The organism is Streptomyces rubradiris, assembly GCF_016860525.1.
GTDB classification, from domain to species: Bacteria; Actinomycetota; Actinomycetes; order Streptomycetales; family Streptomycetaceae; genus Streptomyces; species Streptomyces rubradiris.
In genome coordinates this window covers 2689690-2712642 of the sequence record NZ_BNEA01000015.1, presented here as the reverse complement: position 1 = coordinate 2712642, position 22953 = coordinate 2689690, and the positions used below count along the sequence as shown (strand labels likewise).

At 70.2% G+C, this 22953-nt stretch carries 22 protein-coding genes; 19 read left to right on the top strand and 3 right to left on the bottom strand.

All coding sequences use genetic code 11. The features are described 5' to 3' along the window. The first annotated feature begins 304 nt into the window (after nt 1-304). From rho to Srubr_RS24970, 19 genes are all read left to right on the top strand, one after another. Entirely contained in the window at nt 305-2308 is a 2004-nt protein-coding gene (rho, locus tag Srubr_RS25060; RefSeq protein ID WP_189998811.1) for a transcription termination factor Rho, read from the top strand. Nucleotides 2309-2644: 336 nt separating this feature from the next. Then, entirely contained in the window at nt 2645-3775 is a 1131-nt protein-coding gene (locus Srubr_RS25055; RefSeq protein ID WP_189998809.1) for an LCP family protein, read from the top strand. Between the two features lie 160 nt (nt 3776-3935). Beyond that, nucleotides 3936-4157, top strand: coding sequence for a 50S ribosomal protein L31 (rpmE, locus tag Srubr_RS25050; protein ID WP_030740744.1), 222 nt, complete (start codon nt 3936-3938; stop codon nt 4155-4157). 108 nt (nt 4158-4265) lie between these two features. Further along, nucleotides 4266-5333, top strand: a complete 1068-nt coding sequence (gene prfA, locus Srubr_RS25045; RefSeq protein ID WP_189998808.1) for a peptide chain release factor 1 — start codon at nt 4266-4268, stop codon at nt 5331-5333. A gap of 35 nt (nt 5334-5368) precedes the next feature. After that, nucleotides 5369-6214, top strand: coding sequence for a peptide chain release factor N(5)-glutamine methyltransferase (gene prmC / locus Srubr_RS25040; RefSeq protein WP_030790016.1), 846 nt, complete (start codon nt 5369-5371; stop codon nt 6212-6214). Between the two features lie 52 nt (nt 6215-6266). Then, nucleotides 6267-6914, top strand: coding sequence for an L-threonylcarbamoyladenylate synthase (locus Srubr_RS25035; protein WP_189998805.1), 648 nt, complete (start codon nt 6267-6269; stop codon nt 6912-6914). Continuing rightward, the gene (locus tag Srubr_RS25030; protein WP_030790027.1) at nt 6911-7588 is read left to right on the top strand and encodes an arsenate reductase/protein-tyrosine-phosphatase family protein; all 678 of its coding nucleotides are present in this window, start codon (nt 6911-6913) and stop codon (nt 7586-7588) included. The genes Srubr_RS25035 and Srubr_RS25030 overlap by 4 nt, the downstream gene beginning before the upstream one ends. A 97-nt stretch (nt 7589-7685) precedes the next feature. Then, nucleotides 7686-8924: a serine hydroxymethyltransferase gene (locus Srubr_RS25025; RefSeq protein ID WP_189998803.1), complete on the top strand. Its 1239-nt coding sequence runs from the start codon at nt 7686-7688 to the stop codon at nt 8922-8924. 161 nt (nt 8925-9085) lie between these two features. Further along, nucleotides 9086-10393 carry an MraY family glycosyltransferase gene (locus tag Srubr_RS25020; RefSeq protein ID WP_189998801.1) on the top strand — a complete coding sequence of 436 codons (1308 nt, stop codon included), beginning with the start codon at nt 9086-9088 and terminating at the stop codon, nt 10391-10393. Nucleotides 10394-10695: 302 nt separating this feature from the next. Continuing rightward, a complete protein-coding gene (locus Srubr_RS25015) occupies nt 10696-11136 on the top strand; it encodes a hypothetical protein (protein ID WP_030610083.1) in 441 nt (146 codons plus the stop codon). A gap of 210 nt (nt 11137-11346) precedes the next feature. Next, nucleotides 11347-12183 carry a F0F1 ATP synthase subunit A gene (gene atpB, locus Srubr_RS25010; RefSeq protein ID WP_189998799.1) on the top strand — a complete coding sequence of 279 codons (837 nt, stop codon included), beginning with the start codon at nt 11347-11349 and terminating at the stop codon, nt 12181-12183. A 74-nt stretch (nt 12184-12257) separates the two neighbouring features. Then, nucleotides 12258-12503, top strand: coding sequence for an ATP synthase subunit c family protein (locus tag Srubr_RS25005; protein ID WP_055720591.1), 246 nt, complete (start codon nt 12258-12260; stop codon nt 12501-12503). Between the two features lie 37 nt (nt 12504-12540). After that, nucleotides 12541-13086: a F0F1 ATP synthase subunit B gene (locus Srubr_RS25000; protein ID WP_189998797.1), complete on the top strand. Its 546-nt coding sequence runs from the start codon at nt 12541-12543 to the stop codon at nt 13084-13086. Beyond that, entirely contained in the window at nt 13083-13898 is an 816-nt protein-coding gene (locus tag Srubr_RS24995) for a F0F1 ATP synthase subunit delta (RefSeq protein WP_189998795.1), read from the top strand. The genes Srubr_RS25000 and Srubr_RS24995 overlap by 4 nt, the downstream gene beginning before the upstream one ends. Before the next feature lie 158 nt (nt 13899-14056). Beyond that, nucleotides 14057-15649 carry a F0F1 ATP synthase subunit alpha gene (gene atpA / locus Srubr_RS24990; RefSeq protein WP_189998793.1) on the top strand — a complete coding sequence of 531 codons (1593 nt, stop codon included), beginning with the start codon at nt 14057-14059 and terminating at the stop codon, nt 15647-15649. A gap of 21 nt (nt 15650-15670) precedes the next feature. Next, on the top strand, nt 15671-16588 hold the full coding sequence (locus Srubr_RS24985; RefSeq protein ID WP_189998790.1) for a F0F1 ATP synthase subunit gamma: 918 nt from the start codon (nt 15671-15673) through the stop codon (nt 16586-16588). Continuing rightward, complete coding sequence (atpD, locus tag Srubr_RS24980; RefSeq protein WP_189998788.1) at nt 16589-18025, top strand: F0F1 ATP synthase subunit beta; 1437 nt, start codon at nt 16589-16591, stop codon at nt 18023-18025. It begins immediately after the preceding gene. Between the two features lie 110 nt (nt 18026-18135). Continuing rightward, nucleotides 18136-18510 carry a F0F1 ATP synthase subunit epsilon gene (locus Srubr_RS24975; protein ID WP_023546729.1) on the top strand — a complete coding sequence of 125 codons (375 nt, stop codon included), beginning with the start codon at nt 18136-18138 and terminating at the stop codon, nt 18508-18510. A gap of 154 nt (nt 18511-18664) precedes the next feature. After that, nucleotides 18665-19111, top strand: a complete 447-nt coding sequence (locus tag Srubr_RS24970; RefSeq protein WP_189998786.1) for a DUF2550 domain-containing protein — start codon at nt 18665-18667, stop codon at nt 19109-19111. 23 nt (nt 19112-19134) lie between these two features. On the opposite strand, the gene Srubr_RS24965 is transcribed toward Srubr_RS24970, so the two are convergent. From Srubr_RS24965 to Srubr_RS24955, 3 genes are all read right to left on the bottom strand, one after another. Continuing rightward, a complete protein-coding gene (locus Srubr_RS24965) occupies nt 19135-20955 on the bottom strand; it encodes a glycoside hydrolase family 18 chitinase (protein ID WP_189998784.1) in 1821 nt (606 codons plus the stop codon). Nucleotides 20956-21092: 137 nt separating this feature from the next. Beyond that, nucleotides 21093-21740: a response regulator gene (locus tag Srubr_RS24960; protein WP_189998782.1), complete on the bottom strand. Its 648-nt coding sequence runs from the start codon at nt 21738-21740 to the stop codon at nt 21093-21095. Beyond that, the gene (locus Srubr_RS24955) at nt 21737-22909 is read right to left on the bottom strand and encodes a sensor histidine kinase (protein ID WP_189998780.1); all 1173 of its coding nucleotides are present in this window, start codon (nt 22907-22909) and stop codon (nt 21737-21739) included. The genes Srubr_RS24960 and Srubr_RS24955 overlap by 4 nt, the downstream gene beginning before the upstream one ends. Nucleotides 22910-22953: the final 44 nt, after the last annotated feature.

Here is a 22953-nt window from a genome sequence, read left to right as displayed (position 1 = left end):
TTCTTCCGGGAGCCTCCCGGGCCACTCCGTGTTCCGTGCGCCGTACCTGGGCAGTACGACGTATGCGGACACTGAGCGGGCCGCCGGTAGGGGTACCCCCTCTGGGGGAGCTTCGGAATCGGTGCTACCACGCCACGTGACACTGGGTGCCACGGCTCGCGGAAGCGCCATCACCGCACATTTCTTCCGCCGCTTTGGCGGACCACCGCCCCGGCACGGTTCACAGAAGACAGGACCGTAGCCGGACAGCACAACCGGTCGCCGAGCCAGACAGGCCGACGTCCGCTCCAGGGAAGGACCCTTCGTGAGCGACACCACCGATCTGATGGGCGCACGTGTCGAGGAGACCGCTGCCGCGCCCGCCACGGACGCCTCCGCGCCTGCCACCGGTGCCGGCTCCCGGCGGCGCCGCGGTACCGGCCTCGAGGGCATGGTGCTGGCCGAGCTGCAGCAGGTCGCCTCGGGCCTCGGGATCAGGGGCACCGCGCGGATGCGCAAGAGCCAGCTGATCGAGGTCATCAAGGAGGCGCAGGCCGCCGGGGGAGCCCCCGCCGCCAAGGCCGACACCGCCACCGAGACCAAGCCGAAGCGCCGGGCCACCTCCCGCGCGCGCACCGGCGAGGAGGCCGCCGAGAAGAAGGCGGCCAAGACCGCCGAGGCCCCTGCCGAGAAGGCCGCGGCCCAGCAGCAGATCGAGATCCCGGGCCAGCCGGCCGGGGACACCTCCCGCGCGGGCGCGGCCGAGCGTGGGGCGGAGGACACCGCGCCGGCCGAGCGCCGGCGCCGCCGCGCCACCGCCGAGGCGGGCAGCCCGGCGCAGAACGGCGCCGAGACCGTCGCCGCCGAGGCCCGGACCGAGCCCAAGGCCGAGACGCCCGCGCTCCAGCCCCAGCAGGGCGAGGCCAAGGGCGACGCCGGTGACGGCGAGGGCCGTGGCCGCCGGGACCGCCGCGAGCGCGGCCGGGACCGGGACCGCCGCAACAAGGGCGACGAGCAGCAGGGCGGCCAGCAGCGTCAGCAGCAGGGCCAGCAGCAGGGCGGCCGCCAGGACAGCCGGCAGGACGACGACGACTTCGAGGGCGGCCGCCGTGGCCGTCGCGGCCGCTACCGCGACCGCCGGGGCCGTCGCGGCCGTGACGAGATCGCCGAGCCGCAGCTGGCCGAGGACGACGTCCTGATCCCGGTCGCGGGCATCCTGGACATCCTCGACAACTACGCCTTCATCCGGACCTCCGGCTACCTGCCGGGCCCGAACGACGTCTACGTCTCCCTCGCCCAGGTCCGCAAGAACGGCCTGCGCAAGGGCGACCACGTCACGGGCGCGGTCCGCCAGCCGAAGGAGGGCGAGCGCCGCGAGAAGTTCAACGCGCTGGTCCGCCTGGACTCCGTCAACGGCATGGCGCCCGAACACGGTCGCGGCCGCCCGGAGTTCAACAAGCTGACCCCGCTGTACCCGCAGGACCGGCTCCGCCTGGAGACCGACCCGGGCGTGCTCACCACCCGGATCATCGACCTGGTCTCGCCGATCGGCAAGGGCCAGCGCGGTCTGATCGTGGCCCCGCCGAAGACCGGCAAGACCATGATCATGCAGGCGATCGCCAACGCGATCACGCACAACAACCCCGAGTGCCACCTGATGGTCGTCCTCGTCGACGAGCGTCCGGAAGAGGTCACCGACATGCAGCGGTCGGTCAAGGGCGAGGTCATCTCCTCGACCTTCGACCGTCCGGCCGAGGACCACACCACGGTCGCCGAGCTGGCCATCGAGCGCGCCAAGCGGCTGGTCGAGCTGGGCCACGACGTGGTCGTGCTGCTGGACTCGATCACCCGTCTGGGCCGTGCCTACAACCTGGCGGCGCCGGCCTCCGGCCGCATCCTGTCCGGTGGTGTCGACTCCACCGCGCTCTACCCGCCGAAGCGGTTCTTCGGCGCGGCGCGCAACATCGAGGACGGCGGCTCGCTGACCATCCTCGCCACCGCTCTGGTGGACACCGGGTCCCGCATGGACGAGGTGATCTTCGAGGAGTTCAAGGGCACCGGCAACATGGAGCTGAAGCTCGACCGGAAGCTCGCGGACAAGCGGATCTTCCCGGCGGTGGACGTGGACGCGTCCGGCACCCGTAAGGAGGAGATCCTGCTCGGTGCCGAGGAGCTGGCCATCGTCTGGAAGCTCCGCCGGGTGCTGCACGCGCTGGACCAGCAGCAGGCGATCGAGCTGCTCCTCGACAAGATGAAGCAGACCAAGTCGAACGTCGAGTTCCTGATGCAGATCCAGAAGACGACGCCGACGCCGGGCAACGGCGACTGAGCGTCGGCGCACCGCTGAAAAGGGCCGCTTCCCGTCCGGGGAGGCGGCCCTTTCCGCTCCCCCCGCTGTACCGGTGGCGAGATCTTTGCCACAGAGTTCCCGGCGGGCACCGATTGCCCGGCACCCCGTCGGCGGCCCCGTATCCGCAGGTGAGCGCCGTCCGCTCGGCCCGCCCGACTACGTACCGTGCCCGTTTCCGTACCCGTCGGCCACTGTGTGTTGTGCAACCCTGTCCCGAGTTTCTCTGTCTGACCAGGCAGAGCGACGATGGAGCGGTGACGACCGCGCCCGACCCTGACCGCAGGGGGTATCCGACCGCCGAGACCTAGGAGCGATGTGGCCGCCGAGAGCACGCCCGCCATAACCGAGCCGGGCACGACCGGTCCCCGCCGCCGGGGCAAGGGGCGCCGCCGCAAGGCCCCCAGTACGGCCCGCAAGGCCCTGCGCGCGACTGCCTGGACCGCGGCGGGTGTCGTCGTGCTGGGCGGCGCGGGCGCCGGGTTCGTCTACTTCAAGCTCAACGGCAACCTGCACAGCGTCGACCTGAACCAGGCCCTCGGCACCGACCGGCCCGAGAAGATCGACAACGGCTCCGAGAACATCCTGGTCCTCGGCTCGGACACGCGGGCCGGCTCGAACAAGAAGCTCGGCGGCGGCACGGACGACGGCAGCGCCCGCTCCGACACCGCGATGATCGTCCACGTGTACGAGGGGCACAAACGGGCCAGCGTGGTCTCGATCCCCCGGGACACCCTGGTCGACCGCCCCGAGTGCACCGACACCAAGGGCACCGTCCACCCGGCCGCCACCGAGGTGATGTTCAACGAGGCGTACTCCACCGGCGGCGCGGCCTGCGCCGTCAAGACCGTCGAGTCCATCACCGGCATCCGCATGGACCACTACCTGGAGGTCGACTTCCAGGGCTTCCAGCAGCTCATCGACGACCTCGGCGGCGTACGGATCACCACCAGCGAGGACATCCACGACAAACAGAGCCACCTCGACCTCAAGGCCGGCCCGCACACCCTCGACGGCGAGCAGGCCCTCGGCCTGGTCCGCACCCGGCACGGCGTGGGCGACGGCTCCGACCTCGGCCGCATCCAGCTTCAGCAGGCGTTCATCAAGGCCCTCATCGACCAGGTCAAGCACGTGGGCGTCTTCAGCAACCCCAAGAAGCTCTACGACCTCGCCGACACCGCCACCAAGGCCGTCACGACCGACTCCGACCTCGGCTCGGTCAACTCCCTGATCGACTTCGCGGGCGGCCTGAAGGGCATCGGCTCCTCGGACATGAAGATGGTCACGATGCCGGTCCAGTACGACCCGGCCAACCCCAACCGGGTCCTGCTGGACACCGCCAAGGCCCAGCTGGTCTGGAACGCCCTGAGGAACGACCAGGAGATCCCGAAGGCGGCCACGGAGGGCACGGCGACGGGCGAGGCCAACGGCGTGGTCAGCGCCCCGTGACGGGCGCGGGGCGGTGTCTGCGCACCCCCGGGAATAGAACTGTCGCACCCCCGGTTTGGGTGGATGGCGCCAGTCCTGGCAGACTGGTACGTCGGCTCCGGTTCACGCCTCCGCATCCCGCGGCAGCGACCCGGCGCCCTCCCGAAACCTAGGAGACACCTTGAAGCGCGACATCCACCCCGCGTACGTCGAGACGCAGGTCAGCTGCACCTGCGGCGCGTCGTTCACCACCCGCAGCACCATCGAGTCCGGCACCATCCGGGCCGAGGTCTGCTCCGAGTGCCACCCGTTCTACACGGGCAAGCAGAAGATCCTCGACACCGGTGGCCGTGTGGCCCGCTTCGAGGCCCGCTTCGGCAAGGCCGCCGGCTCCAAGAAGTAGCGAGCCCCATTTCGCCGGTCCACGGCCACACCCGCTCACCGGCGGGTGTGCCCGGGACCGGCGTTTTTGGTCGCCGCCCTTCCCCTCACCGCAGTACAGGAGCCCAAGATGTTCGAGGCCGTCGAGGAACTCGTCGCCGAGCACGCCGACCTGGAGAAGAAGCTCGCCGACCCGTCGGTCCACGCCGACCAGGCGAACGCGCGCAAGCTGAACAAGCGCTACGCCGAGCTGACCCCGATCGTCGCCACGTACCGCTCCTGGAAGCAGACCGGCGACGACATCGACACCGCCCGCGAGCTGGCCGCCGACGACCCCGATTTCGCCGCCGAGGTCAAGGACCTGGAGAAGCAGCGCGAGGAGCTCACCGAGAAGCTGCGCCTGCTGCTCGTCCCGCGCGACCCGAGCGACGACAAGGACGTCATCCTGGAGATCAAGGCGGGCGCGGGCGGCGACGAGTCGGCGCTCTTCGCCGGCGACCTGCTGCGGATGTACCTGCGCTACGCCGAGCGGGTCGGCTGGAAGACCGAGATCATCGACTCCACCGAGTCCGAGCTGGGCGGCTACAAGGACGTCCAGGTCGCGGTGAAGGCCCGCGGGCAGATCGAGCCCGGCCAGGGCGTCTGGGCCCGGCTGAAGTACGAGGGCGGCGTGCACCGCGTCCAGCGGGTCCCGGCGACCGAGTCCCAGGGCCGCATCCACACCTCCGCCGCCGGCGTGCTCGTCACCCCGGAAGCCGAGGAGGTGGACGTCGAGATCAACCCCAACGACCTGCGCATCGACGTCTACCGGTCCTCCGGCCCCGGCGGCCAGTCCGTGAACACCACCGACTCCGCCGTGCGCATCACGCACCTGCCGACCGGCGTCGTCGCCTCCTGCCAGAACGAGAAGAGCCAGCTGCAGAACAAGGAGCAGGCGCTGCGCATCCTGCGCTCCAGGCTGCTCGCCATGGCCCAGGAGGAGGCGGAGCGGGAGGCCGCCGACGCCCGCCGCAGCCAGGTCCGCACCGTCGACCGCTCCGAGAAGATCCGCACCTACAACTTCCCGGAGAACCGCATCTCGGACCACCGCGTCGGCTTCAAGGCGTACAACCTGGACCAGGTCCTGGACGGCGACCTCGACGCGGTCATCCAGGCCTGCGTCGACGCCGACTCGGCGGCGAAGCTCGCCGCCGCGTAACACCCGTACGCACCAGTTCGACACGGAGGAGACGCGTGAACCTGCTGCTCGCCGAGGTGGCCCAGGCCACCCAGCGGCTGGCCGACGCCGGTGTGCCCTCGCCGCGCAACGACGCGGAGGAGCTGGCCGCGTTCGTGCACGGCGTGAAGCGCGGCCAGCTGCACTCCGTGAAGGACGCCGACTTCGACGCCCGGTACTGGGAGGTCATCGCCCGGCGCGAGCAGCGCGAGCCGCTGCAGCACATCACCGGGCGGGCCTACTTCCGCTACCTGGAGCTCCAGGTCGGGCCGGGCGTGTTCGTGCCCCGGCCGGAGACCGAGTCCGTGGTCGGCTGGGCCATAGACGCCGTGCGCGCCATGGACGTCGTCGAACCGTGCATCGTCGACCTGTGCACCGGCTCCGGCGCCATCGCGCTCGCCCTCGCCCAGGAGGTGCCGCGCTCGCGCGTGCACGCCGTGGAGCTGTCCGAGGACGCCCTCGTGTGGACCCGGAAGAACATGGCCGGCTCCCGCGTCGACCTGCGCCAGGGCGACGCGCTGACCGCCTTCCCGGACCTCGACGGCCAGGTGGACCTGGTCATCTCCAACCCGCCGTACATCCCGCTCACCGAATGGGAGTACGTCGCCCCCGAGGCCCGCGACTACGACCCCGAGCTGGCGCTGTTCTCCGGTGAGGACGGACTCGACCTCATCCGGGGCCTCGAACGCACCGCGCACCGCCTGCTGCGCCCCGGGGGGGTCGTCGTCATCGAGCACGCCGACACCCAGGGCGGCCAGGTGCCGTGGATCTTCACCGAGGAGCGGGGCTGGGCCGACGCGGCCGACCACCCCGACCTCAACAACCGGCCGCGCTTCGCCACCGCCCGCAAGGCGCTGCCGTGACCCCTGAGACGACTTCCATCCCGCAGTACGTGTACGAGGAGGCCCGCTAGCCATGGCACGGCGATACGACACCAACGACGCGACCGACCGCGTGACGGGTCTGCGCGAGGCCGCGTCCGCCGTCCGCCGCGGCGAGCTGGTGGTGCTGCCGACCGACACGGTCTACGGCATCGGCGCCGACGCGTTCTCCTCGCAGGCGGTCGCCGACCTGCTCGACGCCAAGGGCCGGGGCCGCGGCATGCCCACCCCCGTCCTCATCGGCTCCCCGAACACCCTGCACGGCCTGGTCACGGACTTCTCCGAGCTGGCCTGGGAGCTGGTCGACGCGTTCTGGCCGGGCGCGCTGACGCTCGTCGCCAAGCACCAGCCGTCCCTCCAGTGGGACCTCGGCGACACCCGGGGCACGGTCGCCGTGCGCATGCCGCTGCACCCGGTCGCCATCGAACTGCTCACCGAGGTCGGGCCGATGGCCGTCTCCTCGGCGAACCTCTCCGGCCACCCGGCGCCGGAGGACTGCGACGCCGCCCAGGACATGCTCGGCGACTCCGTCTCCGTCTACCTCGACGGCGGCCCCACCCCCGGCAACGTGCCGTCGTCCATCGTGGACGTCACCCGCCGGGTGCCGGTGCTGCTGCGCGAGGGCGCGCTCTCCCCGGAGGAGCTGCGCAAGGTCGTACCCGACCTCGAGGTGGCGAATTGACGGCCCCTGGGACGGGGCGCGGCATAGGCGGCGGGAGCTGGAGCGCGGAGGAGACGACGACGTTCGGGTTCCCCCGCGACACCTTCCGCATCCTCCACGTCAGCACCGGTAACGTGTGCCGCTCGCCCATCACCGAACGGCTGACCCGCCACTTCGTCGCGGAGCGGCTCGGCGTGCTCGGCGGCGGGCTGATCGTGGAGAGCGCGGGCACCTGGGGCCACGAGGGCGCGCCCATGGAGTCCCACGCGGAGACGGTACTGGCCGAGTTCGGCGCGGACGCCTCCGGCTTCGTCGGCCGGGAACTGCTGGACGAGCACGTGATCAGGGCCGACCTGGTGCTGACCGCCACCCGTGACCATCGCGCCCAGGTCATCTCCATGGGCCACTCGGCGGGCCTGCGCACCTTCACCCTGAAGGAGTTCACCCGCCTGGTCCGGGCGATAGATCCGGCCACTTTGCCGCCGCTGGAGGACGGCGTGGTCATGCGGGCGCGGGCGCTGGTGCGGGCCGCGGCGGCGCTGCGTGGCTGGCTGCTCGCCCCGAACGCCGAGGCGGACGAGGTGTACGACCCCTACGGCGCGCCGCTGACGTTCTTCCGCTCCATCGGCGACGAGATACGGGACGCCCTGGACCCGGTGGTCACGGCGCTGACGGGGGTCCCGGCGCGGACGTAGGGGGGCGTGAGCGCCCCTTGCGGCGCGACACCGGGCGGCCCATGGGGGACCGGCCTACATTGGACGTACGTCACCGCCGACCGCCCGGGAGCCCGCCATGTCGGTCACCCACACCCTCGAGACCGACGTCCTGCGCCGGCAGGACCCGGCGATGGCCGAACTCCTGCTCGGCGAACTGGCACGGCAGTCGACCACGCTCCAGCTGATCGCCGCCGAGAACTTCTGCTCCCCGGCCGTCCTCGCCGCCCTCGGCTCCGCGTTCGCCAACAAGTACGCCGAGGGCTACCCCGGCGCCCGCCACCACGGCGGCTGCGAGATCGTCGACGTCGCCGAACGCGCCGCCGTCGACCGCGCCAGGGCCCTGTTCGGCGCCGAGCACGCCAACGTCCAGCCGCACTCCGGCTCCTCCGCCGTGCTGGCCGCCTATGCGGCCCTGCTGCGCCCCGGGGACACCGTCCTCGCCCTCGGCCTGCCCCACGGCGGCCACCTCACCCACGGCTCGCCGGCCAACTTCTCCGGCCGCTGGTTCGACTTCGTGGGCTACGGCGTCGACGCCGAGACCGGGCTGATCGACCACGACCAGGTGCGCCACCTGGCGCGGAACCACCGGCCCAAGGCCATCGTGTGCGGCTCCATCGCCTACCCCCGCCACCCGGACTACGCCTTCTTCCGGGAGGTCGCCGACGAGGTCGGGGCCTATCTGATCGCGGACGCCGGTCACCCCATCGGGCTGGTCGCCGGGGGCGCGGCACCGAACCCGGTGCCGTACGCGGACATCGTCTGCGCGACCACCCACAAGGTGCTGCGCGGCCCGCGCGGCGGGATGATCCTGTGCGGGGCCGAGCTGGCCCGGCGGGTGGACCGGGCCGTGTTCCCGTTCACCCAGGGCGGCGCCCAGATGCACACCATCGCCGCGAAGGCGGTCGCGTTCGGCGAGGCGGCGACACCCGCGTTCGAGGCGTACGCCCATCGGGTGGTCGACAACGCCCGGGTGCTGGCCGGTCACCTGGCCGCGGAGGGGCTGGTCGTCACCACCGGCGGCACGGACACCCACCTGATCACCGCGGACCCGGCCCCGCTCGGCGTGGACGGCCGCGGTGCGCGCGGCCGGCTGCTCGCGGCCGGGCTGGTGCTGGACTGCTGTGTGCTGCCGCACGGCGACGGCCGCGGCCTGCGCCTGGGTACGGCGGCGGTGACCACCCAGGGCATGGGGGAGCCGGAGATGGTGCGGATCGCGGCGCTGCTCGCGGCCGTGTTGCGCGGCGAGACCGAGCCGGCCCGGGCCCGGGAGGAGGTGCGCGCGCTCACCGGCCGGTTCCCGCCGTACCCCGGCTGAACGGGGGTAGAAGGGGTCCCGTACCTCCCGGTGTGGACCCATCCGGGCCGTGGCGTACGGCACGGTGTGCAACCCCCGTCGCTACCCGGCCGTCCTCATCCATATGCATCCGTCGCTAGGGTGTGAGGCTGTGATGGCCAGCGAGACCTGTGGGGAAGCCCGTGCGTGAATACCTGCTGACGCTCTGCATCACGGCCGCGGTGACGTATCTGCTGACGGGGCCGGTACGGAAGTTCGCGATCGTGGCCGGGGCGATGCCGGAGATCCGGGCCCGGGACGTGCACCGGGAACCCACTCCGCGCCTCGGCGGTATCGCCATGTTCTTCGGACTGTGCGCGGGCCTGCTGGTCGCGGACCACCTGACGAACCTCAACGAGGTCTTCGCCAAGTCCAACGAGCCGCGGGCGCTGCTCTCCGGGGCCGCGCTGATCTGGCTGATCGGCGTCCTGGACGACAAGTTCGAGATCGACGCGCTGATCAAGCTGGGCGGCCAGATGATCGCCGCGGGCGTGATGGTCATGCAGGGTCTGACGATCCTGTGGCTGCCCATCCCGGGCGTCGGCAACGTCGCGCTGACCCAGTGGCAGGGCACCCTGCTGACGGTGGCCCTGGTGGTCATCACGATCAACGCGGTGAACTTCGTGGACGGCCTGGACGGTCTCGCGGCCGGCATGGTGTGCATCGCGGCGGGCGCGTTCTTCCTGTACGCCTACCGGATCTGGTACTCGTACGGCATCGAGGCCGCCGCCCCCGGCACCCTGTTCGCGGCCATCCTGATGGGCATGTGCCTGGGCTTCCTGCCGCACAACATGCACCCGGCGCGGATCTTCATGGGCGACTCGGGTTCGATGCTGATCGGCCTGGTGCTGTCGGCGGGCGCGATCTCGATCACCGGGCAGGTGGACCCGGACGCCCTCGCGCTGTTCACCGGCTCGGAGAAGGCGGCGGTGCACCAGACGGTGCCGGTCTACATCCCGCTGCTGCTTCCGCTGACCATCATCGCCGTACCGGCCGCCGACCTGGTGCTCGCGATCGTCCGGCGCACCTGGCGCGGTCAGTCCCCGTTCGCCGCCGACCGCGGCCATCTGCACCACCGCCTGCTGGAGATCGGCCACTCGCACAGCCGGGCCGTGCTGATCATGTACTTCTGGTCGGCGCTGATCGGCTTCGGGGCGCTGGCGTACTCGGTCAACTCGGCGTCGATGTGGATCGTGCTGGGCGTGGTCTTCCTCAGCGCGGTCGGCCTGGTCCTGCTGCTGCTCCCGCGCTTCACGCCGCGCGTGCCGCTGTGGGCCCAGCGCTTCGTCCCGCCGCGCTACCGCAGGCGCCGTGTCCCCGAAGCCGCCGCGGAGTCCGCCGCCTCGGAGGTCACGGAGAGCGACGAGCGGTCCCCGGTCACGGCCGGGGTCTCCGGCGTCAACGGAGCGACCGCGCTCGGCGCCCGTTCGCGTTTCCTCGATCGTCGCTGATACGCCCAAGGTAAGAATCTGACTAGAGCATTGCCAACTCGTGGGGGAGCAAAGCGCCCTAATACCAGACAAGTGGGCGGCGTTTCTGCACAGACGGGCACCTTCACTCTCATGTGTGACAGCAAGCACACCCAACAGGTAAAGACCTCATCAAATAGTTTGTGATACGGTTCACGAGAACCCCGGATAGGACCGAGAGGCCTGAGTGCGACGGTCCGTAGGTGTGAGATCTCGATCACTCGGTCCGGGACTACGCTCGTCCATGACGACACCCTGCCCCCTGTGAAAGCGGAGTTGCCGCCATGCCGTCCAATGACGCCCGGATCCTGGCCCAGGCCGCAGTGCCCACGGCTGCCGTCGGTGTGATCGCCGCCGTCGTCAGCGCCGTGGTCGCCGGCGGCAAGGGGGCGATCGGGGCCGTCGTGGGGACGCTGGTGGTGATCGTCTTCATGGGGCTCGGCCTCTACGTGCTCCAGCGCACCGCCAAATCCTTTCCCCAGCTGTTCCAGATGATGGGCCTGATGCTGTACGCGGCCCAGCTTCTGCTGCTGGTCATCTTCGTCGCGCTGTTCAAGAACACGACGCTGTTCAACCCGCGTGCCTTCGCCATCACCCTCGTGGTCGCCACCCTCGCGTGGATCGCCGCGCAGACGCGTGCCCACATGAAGGCCAAGATCCTCTACGTCGATCCCGATGCCTCGTCGAAGGGCGACAAGCCCGAGAAGACAGGGCATTCGTCGTGAGAAGTAGGGCCGGGATAAAGGCGCACGAGAGATGCTGCTATCGTCCGGTGCCAACTGCGGCATCGCGGGCGCGGGCATTTGAGCTGACGCCTGCTCGAACGCGAGGCGAGATGCCCCACAGCCGCCCCCACATCCGTAACACCAGTCCCGTGCCGACCCGCGGCCGTGCGCCGCGCCGACACAACGAGGTTGCCGTACCTATGCGCCACGATGAAGGAGCCCGCGGTGAGTGCTGACCCGACGCAGACGCTCGCTTTCGACACGAGCTGCCACCTGTTCGACGGGTGCGGCTTCCCGGCTCCGGGCCTGCACTCGTTCCTGTTCAAGCCGCTCTGGGGCGACGCGGACAGCAACTTGTACTTCAACAAGACGATGCTGCTGGCGCTCCTCGGTTCCATCATCATCGTGGGCTTCTTCTGGGCCGCCTTCGCCAAGCCGAAGGTTGTCCCGGGCAAGCTCCAGATGATCGCCGAGTCCGGTTACGACTTCATCCGCCGCGGCGTCGTCTACGAGACCATCGGCAAGAAGGAAGGCGAGAAGTACGTCCCGCTGGTCGTCTCGCTGTTCTTCTTCGTCTGGATGATGAACCTCTGGTCGGTCATCCCGGTCGCGCAGTTCCCGGTGACCTCGATCATCTCGTACCCGGCCATCCTGGCCGCCATCGTCTACATCCTCTGGGTCGGGCTGACCTTCAAGCGGCACGGCTTCGTGGGCGCCTTCAAGAACTTCACCGGCTACGACAAGTCCCTCGGCGCGGTCCTCCCGCTGTCGATGACGATCGAGCTGTTCTCGAACCTCCTCGTGCGGCCCTTCACCCACGCCGTCCGACTCTTCGCGAACATGTTCGCCGGTCACACGCTGCTGCTGCTCTTCACGATCGCCAGCTGGTACATGCTGAACGGCATCGGCATCGCCTACTCCGCCGTCTCGTTCGTGATGGTCATCGTGATGACCGCCTTCGAGCTCTTCATCCAGGCTGTCCAGGCGTACGTTTTCGTACTGCTGACCTGCAGCTTCATCCAGGGCGCGCTCGCCGAGCACCACTGAGCGACCCGACCACCCACCCCCAGACACCCGGTGGCCAACCCCCACCGGTCATTGAAAGAGAAGGAAGAACCGGCATGTCCGCTCTCCAGACCCTCGCCGAAGTCAAGATCCAGGGCAACCTCGGCTCCATCGGTTACGGTCTCGCCGCCATCGGCCCGGGCGTTGGCGTCGGCATCATCTTCGGTAACGGCACGCAGGCCCTCGCCCGTCAGCCCGAGGCGGCCGGTCTGATCCGCGCCAACCAGATCCTGGGCTTCGCCTTCTGTGAGGCGCTCGCCCTGATCGGTCTGGTCATGCCGTTCGTCTACCCGGCCTCCTGACCCGACCGCCGCGCACCAATAGACGAAAGGCACTGATATGAGCCCCCTGGTTCAGCTGGCGGCTGAGGAGGCCGAGAACCCCCTCATCCCGCCGATCCCAGAGCTCGTCATCGGCCTGATCGCCTTCGTCATCGTCTTCGCCTTCCTCGCCAAGAAGCTCCTCCCGAACATCAACAAGGTTCTGGAAGAGCGCCGGGAAGCCATCGAGGGCGGTATCGAAAAGGCCGAGGCCGCGCAGACCGAGGCCCAGAGCGTCCTTGAGCAGTACAAGGCCCAGCTCGCCGAGGCCCGGCACGAGGCCGCGCGCCTGCGCCAGGAGGCGCAGGAGCAGGGTGCCGCGCTCATCGCCGAGATGCGGGCCGAGGGCCAGCGCCAGCGCGAGGAGATCGTCGCCGCCGGTCACGCCCAGATCGAGGCCGACCGCAAGGCCGCCGCGTCCGCGCTGCGCCAGGACGTCGGCCGGCTCGCCACCGAACTGGCCGGCAAGCTCGTCGGCGAGTCCCTTGAGGACCACGCCCGTCAGAGCCGTGTGATCGACCGCTTCCTCGACGAGCTCGAGGAGAAGGCCGAGGCCACGCGATGAACGGAGCGAGCCGCGAGGCACTGGCAGCCGCACGGGAGCGTCTGGACGCGCTGACGGACTCCACGTCCGTGGACGCCGCGCAGCTCGCCGACGAGCTGGCGGCCGTCACCGCGCTGCTCGACCGCGAGGCCGGCCTGCGCCGGGTCCTCACCGACCCGGCGCAGCCCGGAGAGGCGAAGGCCCAGCTGGTCCAGCGTCTGATCGGCGGCCAGGTCAGCGGTCCGACCGCCGACCTGCTGTCCGGGCTGGCCCGGTCCCGCTGGTCGCAGCCGCGCGACCTGGTGGACGCGCTGGAGGAGCTGGCGGACATCGCCGACCTCACGGCCGCGGAGAAGACGGGCACGCTCGACGACGTCGAGGACGAGCTCTTCCGGTTCGGCCGGATCGTCGCCTCCAGCACCGGGCTGCGCGCCGCGCTCACCGACCGCGCCGCCGGCACCTCGGCCAAGACCGAGCTGCTGCACCGGCTGCTGGGCGGGCGGGCCAAGCCGGCCACCGAGCGACTGGTGACGCGCCTGGCCACCGCGCCGCGTGGACGTAGCCTGGAAGCGGGACTGGAGTCCCTGTCCAAGCTCGCCGCCGAGCGCCGGAACCGCGTGGTCGCCGTCGTCACCTCGGCGGTGCCGCTGAGCGACGGGCAGAAGCAGCGCCTCGGTGCCGCCCTGACCAAGCTCTACGGCCGTCGGATGCACCTCAACCTGGACGTCGACCCCGAGGTCATCGGCGGCATCCGGGTGCAGGTCGGTGACGAGGTCATCAACGGCTCCCTCGCGGACCGGCTCGACGAGGCCGCCCGCCGCATGGCGAGCTAGCAGCAACTCGATATATCGGTCTTTCGAGAAACTCCGGAAGACGCAGTACGTACTTACGGCCCTGGTTGGGCCGTGCAGAGGATTCACCTCCTGTTGGGGGGAGTCCCCATCCCCCCAAAGTGAAACTTCGGGCCCAACAAGGAGAGCAGGGAACCCAGATGGCGGAGCTCACGATCCGGCCGGAGGAGATCCGGGACGCGCTGGAGAACTTCGTCCAGTCGTACAAGCCGGACGCGGCCTCGCGCGAGGAGGTCGGTACGGTCACCCTTGCCGGCGACGGCATCGCGAAGGTCGAGGGCCTCCCCTCGGCCATGGCCAACGAACTGCTGAAGTTCGAGGACGGCACCCTCGGCCTCGCGCTCAACCTGGAAGAGCGCGAGATCGGCGCCATCGTCCTCGGTGAGTTCAGCGGCATCGAGGAGGGTCAGCCGGTCACCCGTACCGGTGAGGTCCTCTCCGTCGCGGTCGGCGAGGGCTACCTCGGCCGTGTCGTCGACCCGCTCGGCAACCCGATCGACGGCCTCGGCGAGATCGAGACCGACGGCCGCCGCGCCCTTGAGCTGCAGGCCCCCACGGTCATGCAGCGCAAGTCGGTGCACGAGCCGATGGAGACGGGCTACAAGGCCGTCGACGCGATGACCCCGATCGGCCGCGGTCAGCGTCAGCTGATCATCGGTGACCGCCAGACCGGCAAGACCGCCCTGGCCGTCGACACGATCATCAACCAGCGCGACAACTGGCGCTCGGGCGACCCCAAGAAGCAGGTCCGCTGCATCTACGTCGCCATCGGCCAGAAGGGCTCCACCATCGCCGGTGTGCGCCGCGCGCTGGAGGAGAACGGCGCCCTGGAGTACACGACCATCGTCGCCGCCCCGGCGTCCGACCCGGCCGGCTTCAAGTACCTGGCGCCGTACACCGGTTCGGCCATCGGCCAGCACTGGATGTACCAGGGCAAGCACGTCCTGATCATCTTCGACGACCTGTCGAAGCAGGCCGACGCCTACCGCGCCGTGTCGCTGCTGCTGCGCCGGCCGCCGGGCCGTGAGGCCTACCCGGGTGACGTCTTCTACCTGCACTCCCGGCTGCTGGAGCGCTGCGCCAAGCTCTCCGACGACATGGGTGCGGGTTCGATGACCGGTCTGCCGATCGTCGAGACCAAGGCCAACGACGTCTCGGCGTTCATCCCGACCAACGTCATCTCCATCACCGACGGCCAGTGCTTCCTGGAGTCGGACCTGTTCAACGCCGGTCAGCGTCCCGCGCTGAACGTCGGTATCTCCGTCTCCCGAGTCGGTGGTTCCGCCCAGCACAAGGCGATGAAGCAGGTCTCCGGCCGCCTCCGCGTCGACCTCGCCCAGTTCCGTGAGCTGGAGGCCTTCGCCGCCTTCGGTTCCGACCTGGACGCCGCCTCCAAGGCCCAGCTGGAGCGCGGTCAGCGCATGGTCGAGCTGCTGAAGCAGGACCAGTACCAGCCGATGTCCACCGAGGACCAGGTCGTCTCCGTCTGGGCCGGCACCACCGGCAAGATGGACGACGTTCCGGTCGCCGACATCCGCCGCTTCGAGAAGGAGCTGCTGGAGTACCTGCACCGCAGCGAGCAGGGCCTCATGACCTCCATCCGTGAGGGCGGCAAGATGTCCGACGACACGCTCACGGCCGTCGCCGACGCGATCGCGGCCTTCAAGAAGCAGTTCGAGACCTCGGACGGCAAGCTGCTCGGCGAGGACACTCCTGCCGCTGCTTCCAAGTGACGTAAGGAAGGGACCTGACTCATGGGAGCCCAGCTCCGGGTCTACAAGCGTCGCATCCGATCCGTCAGCGCGACCAAGAAGATCACCAAGGCGATGGAGATGATCGCCGCCTCGCGCGTCGTCAAGGCGCAGCGCAAGGTGGCGGCCTCCACGCCGTACGCGACCGAGCTGACGCGCGCGGTCACGGCGGTGGGCACGGGTTCGAACACCAAGCACCCGCTCACCACGGAGGCGGAGAACCCGACCCGCGCCGCGGTCCTGCTCCTGACGAGCGACCGCGGTCTGGCCGGCGCCTTCAACTCCAACGCCATCAAGGCCGCGGAGCAGCTGACCGAGCGCCTGGAGCGCGAGGGCAAGCAGGTCGACACGTACATCGTCGGCCGGCGTGGTGTCGCCCACTACAACTTCCGTGAGCGCAAGGTCGCGGAGTCGTGGAGCGGCTTCACCGACGAGCCGACGTACGCGGACGCCAAGAAGGTGGCGGCGCCGCTGATCGAGGCCATCCAGAAGGACACGGCCGAGGGCGGTGTGGACGAGCTCCACATGGTCTTCACCGAGTTCGTCTCGATGATGACGCAGACGGCGCTCGACGCCCGGCTGCTGCCGCTGCGCCTCGACGAGGTCGCCGAGGAGGTCAAGCCCCAGGGCGAGATCCTCCCGCTGTACGACTTCGAGCCCTCGGCGGAGGACGTCCTCGACGCCCTGCTGCCGCGCTACGTGGAGAGCCGCGTGTACAACGCGCTGCTCCAGTCGGCCGCTTCGAAGCACGCCGCCACGCGGCGCGCGATGAAGTCGGCCACCGACAACGCGGGCGAGCTGATCAACACGCTCTCCCGTCTTGCCAACGCGGCCCGCCAGGCCGAAATCACCCAGGAAATCAGCGAGATCGTCGGTGGCGCGAGCGCCCTGGCCGACGCGACCGCGGGGAGTGACCGATAAATGACCACCACTGTTGAGACCGCGACGGCTACGGGCCGCGTCGCCCGGGTCATCGGCCCGGTCGTCGACGTGGAGTTCCCCGTCGACGCGATGCCGGACATCTACCAGGCACTGAACGTCGAGGTCGCCGACCCGGCGAACGAGGGTCAGAAGAAGACCCTGACCCTTGAGGTCGCCCAGCACCTGGGTGACGGCCTGGTCCGCACCATCTCCATGCAGCCGACCGACGGTCTGGTCCGCCAGGCCCCGGTCGTCGACACCGGCGCGCCGATCTCGGTGCCGGTCGGCGACTTCACCAAGGGCAAGGTGTTCAACACCCTCGGTGAGGTGCTGAACGTCGACGAGTCCTACGAGGGCGAGCGCTGGCCGATCCACCGCAAGGCGCCGAACTTCGACGAGCTCGAGTCGAAGACCGAGATGTTCGAGACGGGCGTCAAGGTCATCGACCTGCTCACCCCGTACGTCAAGGGCGGCAAGATCGGTCTGTTCGGCGGCGCCGGCGTCGGCAAGACGGTGCTCATCCAGGAGATGATCTACCGTGTCGCCAACAACCACGACGGTGTCTCCGTGTTCGCCGGTGTCGGCGAGCGCACCCGTGAGGGCAACGACCTCATCGAGGAGATGACCGACTCGGGCGTCATCGACAAGACCGCGCTGGTCTTCGGTCAGATGGACGAGCCCCCGGGCACCCGTCTGCGCGTCGCGCTGGCCGGCCTCACCATGGCCGAGTACTTCCGTGACGTCCAGAAGCAGGACGTGCTGTTCTTCATCGACAACATCTTCCGCTTCACGCAGGCCGGTTCCGAGGTCTCCACGCTGCTCGGCCGCATGCCGTCCGCGGTGGGTTACCAGCCGAATCTGGCCGACGAGATGGGTCTCCTCCAGGAGCGCATCACCTCGACCCGCGGTCACTCGATCACCTCGATGCAGGCGATCTACGTCCCCGCCGACGACCTGACCGACCCGGCCCCGGCCACCACCTTCGCCCACCTCGACGCGACGACGGTGCTCTCCCGTCCGATCTCCGAGAAGGGCATCTACCCGGCCGTGGACCCGCTGGACTCCACGTCCCGGATTCTGGACCCGCGCTACATCTCGCAGGACCACTACAACGCGGCCATGCGCGTGAAGACGATCCTGCAGAAGTACAAGGACCTCCAGGACATCATCGCGATCCTCGGTATCGACGAGCTGGGCGAGGAGGACAAGCTGGTCGTCCACCGCGCCCGTCGGGTGGAGCGCTTCCTGTCCCAGAACACCCACGTCGCCAAGCAGTTCACCGGCGTGGACGGCTCGGACGTGCCGCTGGACGAGTCGATCGCCGCGTTCAACGCGATCTGCGACGGCGAGTACGACCACTTCCCCGAGCAGGCCTTCTTCATGTGCGGTGGTCTCGACGACCTCAAGAAGAACGCCAAGGAGCTGGGCGTCTCCTGAGCCCCGTGCTCATCCGAGGGGGCGGGCGCGTCCCGCCCCCTCACCCACGCCCACTAGAATTGACCCCAACACCCGGCGCCCCTGCCGGGTGGTGACCCGAGGAGCCACTCTTGGCTGCTGAGCTGCACGTCGAGCTGGTCGCCGCCGACCGCCAGGTCTGGTCCGGCGAGGCCACCCTGGTCGTCGCGCGCACCACGTCCGGCGACATCGGCGTCATGCCCGGTCACCAGCCGCTGCTCGGTGTGCTGGAGTCGGGCCCGGTGACCATCCGTACGAGTGAAGGTGGAACGGTCGTCGCCGCGGTGCACGGCGGTTTCATCTCGTTCGCGGACAACAAGCTGTCCCTGCTGGCCGAGATCGCCGAGCTGTCGGACGAGATCGACGTCCAGCGCACGGAGCGGGAGCTGGAGCGGGCGAAGGCGGAGGGCGACGCCGCCGCCGAGCGCCGCGCGGACGTCCGACTGCGTGCTGCGGCGGCGCGCTGAACCAGCCGCGCGGTACGTTGACGTCACTCAGCCGCGGCCGGCCCGGAGCAATCCGGTGCCGGTCGCGGCTGAGGCAGATGTGGGTGTTTTTTCCGTTTCGTTACTCAAGTGCAGAAGCAGTTCCACCAACTAGGAGACGAGGAGGTCGGTGCCGATGGTCCTCGCTCTGACTGTGTGCGGAATCGTGGTCGCGCTCGTGGTGGTGGGGCTGTTCCTGTTCGGGCTGCGGCGCCGGCTCATCCAGCGCTCCGGCGGGACCTTCGACTGCTCGCTGCGCTGGGACGTCCCGGAGAAACCGGACACGGGCGGCAAGGGCTGGTCCTACGGCGTCGCCCGCTACAACGGCGACCGCATCGAGTGGTACCGGGTCTTCTCCTACGCCGTCCGTCCCCGCCGGGTCCTGGAGCGGGCGCAGATCGAGGTGGCCGGGCGCCGGCTGCCCGAGGGCGAGGAGGAGCTGGCGCTGCTCTCCGACGCGGTGGTACTGGCCTGTACGCATCGGGGAACCCGCCTCGAACTCGCCATGAGCGAAGACGCGCTGACCGGATTCCTCGCGTGGCTGGAAGCAGCCCCGCCCGGTCAGCGCGTCAATGTCGCTTAGGCGCTTTTCAGGTCGTACAGGTCTTACAGGCTGTCGTTGATCGCGCTCACCAGCTCGCCGTTGCTGGTGTCGCCGCTGAACTCCCAGAAGAACGCTCCGCCGAGGCCCTGGGTGTTGGCCCAGGCCATCTTCGACTTGATGGTGGCGGGAGTGTCGTAGGACCACCAGTTGGTGCCGCAGTGCGCGTACGCCGTGCCGGCGACGGTGCCGGTGGCCGGGCAGGAGGTCTTGAGGACCTTGTAGTCCTCGATGCCCTGCTCGTAGGTGCCGGCCGCCGGGCCGGTGGCCGTGCCGCCCGGGGTGTCCTGGGTGACGCCGGTCCAGCCGCGGCCGTAGAAGCCGATGCCGACGAGCAGCTTCTTGGCGGGCACGCCGATCGACTTGAACTTGGCGATGGCGTCGGCGGTGGTGTAGCCCGCCTTCGGGATGCCGTCGTACGAGGTGAGCGGGGAGTGCGGGGCGGTCGGGCCCTTGGCGTCCCAGGCACCGAAGAAGTCGTACGTCATCACGTTGTACCAGTCGAGGTACTGGGCGGCGCCCGCGTAGTCCGCGGCGTCGATCTTGCCGCCGGCCGTGCCGTCGGCGGTGGTGGCGGCGGTGACCAGGTAGTCGGGGCCGAACTTGGCGCGCAGCGCGGCCATCAGGTTCTTGTAGGCCGCGGGCCCGCTGGTGTCACAGGTCAGACCGCAGGCGTTCGGGTACTCCCAGTCGATGTCGATGCCGTCGAAGACATCGGCCCAGCGCGGGTCCTCGACCAGGTCGTAGCAGGACTGCGCGAAGGCCGCCGGGTTCTTGGCCGCGTCCGCGAAGCCGCCGGACCAGGTCCAGCCGCCGAACGACCACAGCACCTTGATGTGCGGGTACTTGGCCTTCAGCTGGCGCAGCTGGTTGAAGTTGCCGCGCAGCGGCTGGTCCCAGGTGTCGGCGACGCCGCTGACCGAGTTCTCGGCGGTGAACGCCTTGTCGTAGTCGGCGTAGGAGTCGCCGATCGCGCACTTGCCGCCGGTGACGTTGCCGAAGGCGTAGTTGATGTGCGTGATCTTGGCTGCGGAGCCGGACGTCACCAGGTTCTTGACGTTGTAGTTGCGGCCGTAGATGCCCCACTCGGTGAAGTAGCCCATCTTCACCTTGTCACCGGTGGGCGGCTCGGTGCTGCCGCCTCCGGTGGTGTGCACCTTGACGGCGCCGCTGACCGGGCCGGTCTGGTCGGCCGTGTCGCGGGCCTGCACGCTGTAGGAGTAGTCGGTGCCGGCGGTCAGGCCGGTGTCCGTGTACGAGGTGGTGGTGACGGTGGCGACCTTCTTGCCGTCGCGCAGCACGTCGTAGTTCTTGATGCCCTTGTCGTCGGTGGCCGCGCTCCAGGAGAGCTTCACCGAGGTGTCGGTGACGGAGGAGGCGGTCGGGGTGCCGGGGGCGGACGGGGCGGCGTCGCCCGGCTGTGTGGAGCCGTCGCAGCTGTCGCCGTTCAGCTTGCAGTTGGCCGGGGAGCCGGGGCCCGAGCCGTTGAAGCCGAAGGAGACGGAGGCGCCGGGGGCGATGGTGCCGTTCCAGCCGACGTTCTTGGCGGTCCAGTGGTCACCGGAGTTGGTGACGGTGGCGTCCCAGGCCGAGGTGACCTTGGTGCCGGAGGGGAAGTCCCACTCGACGGTCCAGGAGCTGATGCTGCTGGTGCCGGTGTTCTTGACGGTCCACTGGCCGCCGAAGCCGGAGCCCCAGTCGCTGGTCTTGGTGAAGGTGGCCGTTGCGTTGGACGCGGCCTGGGCGGGGCTCGCGAGGCCGACCGCGCCGGCCAGGGGGAGCAGCAGGGACGCGAACCCTGCCGCGGCTCTGTGTCTGAAGCGCATGGAGCGCCTCCCTCGTAGTAGAGGTGTCAGGGGCATGACTGAGCCTTCATGCCCCACGGTGCTGCGAGGGTAGAAAGGTCTGGACCACAGGTCAATAGGTCTGGACCATTCTGGCGGCCATTGCGGCGGGCGCCCCGCTACAGCCCCAACTCCCTGGCCAGCACCGCGGCTTGCACCCGGCTGCGCAGCCCCAGCTTGGCCAGCAACCGGCTGACGTGCGTCTTCACCGTGCCCTCCGCCATGTCCAGGCGGCCGGCGATCTCCGCGTTCGACAGCCCCTCGCCGACGCAGCCGAGCACCTCCCGCTCCCGCCGGGTCAGGTCCTCCAGCACCGCCGGGTCGGCCGCCGTACCCCGGTCCGCGACCGGGCCCGCGGCGAACTCGGCGATCAGCCGCCGGGTCACGGCCGGTGCCACCACCCCCTCCCCGCGCGCCACCGTCCGTACCGCCTCCAGCAGCTCCCGCGCCTCCGCGTGCTTCAACAGGAACCCCGCGGCCCCGGCCCGCAACGCCCCGAACACGTACTCGTCCAGGTCGAACGTGGTCAGCACCAGGACGTCGGCGAGCTGCTCGGCCACGATCCGCCGGGTCGCGGACACCCCGTCCAGTACCGGCATCTGCACGTCCATCAGCACCACGTCCGGCCGCAGCCGGCGGGCCAGTTCGACCGCCTGCTCCCCGTCCGCCGCCTCCCCGGCCACCTCGATGTCGGGCGCGCTGCCCAGGATCAGCGCCAGCCCGGCGCGGACGGCGGACTGGTCCTCGGCGACCAGGACACGGATCATGCGAGTTCTCCTTCGGTGAGCGGAAGCACGGCCCGTACGGCCCACAGGCCGCCTCGGGGCCCGGCCTCGAACGTGCCGCCGAGCAGCGCCGCCCGCTCCCGCATCCCGGTCAGACCGGCCCCGGAGCCCGGCACCCGGGGGGCGCCGCCCGGCCGGTACGGGCTGGTCACCCGGATGTCCAGCAGGCCGTCCCGCTGCCGCAGCACCACGCGCACGCTCCCCTCGGCCGCGTGCTTCAGGGCGTTGGTCAGCGACTCCTGCACGATCCGGTAGGCGGCCAGCTCCACGGGCGCCGGCACCTCGCCGTGCCCGGCGTCGAGCGTGACGTCCAGGCCGCCCGCCCGGGCGGTGCCGACCAGCGCGCCGAGGCCCGCCAGGGTCGGGGAGGCGGCGGGCTCCCGGTCCCCGGAGCGGTCCCGCAGGATGCCGATCAGCCGGCGCATCTCGGCCAGCCCCGCCACGCTGTTCTCCCGGATGACGACCAGCGCCTCCCGGGAGGTCTTGGCGTCCTCCAGGGAGAGGGCCGCCGTGGAGTGGATGGCGATGGCCGACAGGTGGTTGGCGACCATGTCGTGCAGCTCGCGCGCCACCCGGGCCCGTTCCGCGTTGACCGCCTGGGTCCGGTCCATCTCGGCCAGCAGCGCGGTCTGTTCGGCCCGCAGCCGGGCGGCCTCGGCGGCGTCCCGGTGGCCGCGCACCAGCGCGCCGGTCGCGGCGGGTGCCAGCGCCACCACCCCGACGCCCAGCCCGATCAGCAGCCCCTGCGGGTCGTGCCAGAGCCCCGCCGGCACCACCCCGCCGAGGACCGTGAGCATCCCGGCGATCCACGGGATGCGGCGGGCCGAGGCCGGGGTGCCGTACAGGACGGCCGCGTACATCAGGTCGGTGTACAGCACGACCGTGATCACGCTGCCGAGGGTCACCGTGTCCAGGACCAGCATGAGGGTGCCGACCAGCAGGCCGACGCGCGGCCGGACGCGGCGCAGCGGTTCGCACGCGGCGGTCAGCGCGAGCGGGACCAGGGGCGCCCAGGGGGTGTGCCACAGCACCAGGTTGTCCGTGTGCTCCCGGGGGTGGATGCCGAGCGCCCACAGCAGCAGCCCGCCGAGCAGCCCGCCCACGGCGATCCACCAGTCGTCTCGGTGCGGGCGGGTGAACGTGCGGGCCATGCCCCCATCCAACACGGCCGCGGCCCGCCGCGCCTGCTCCCCGG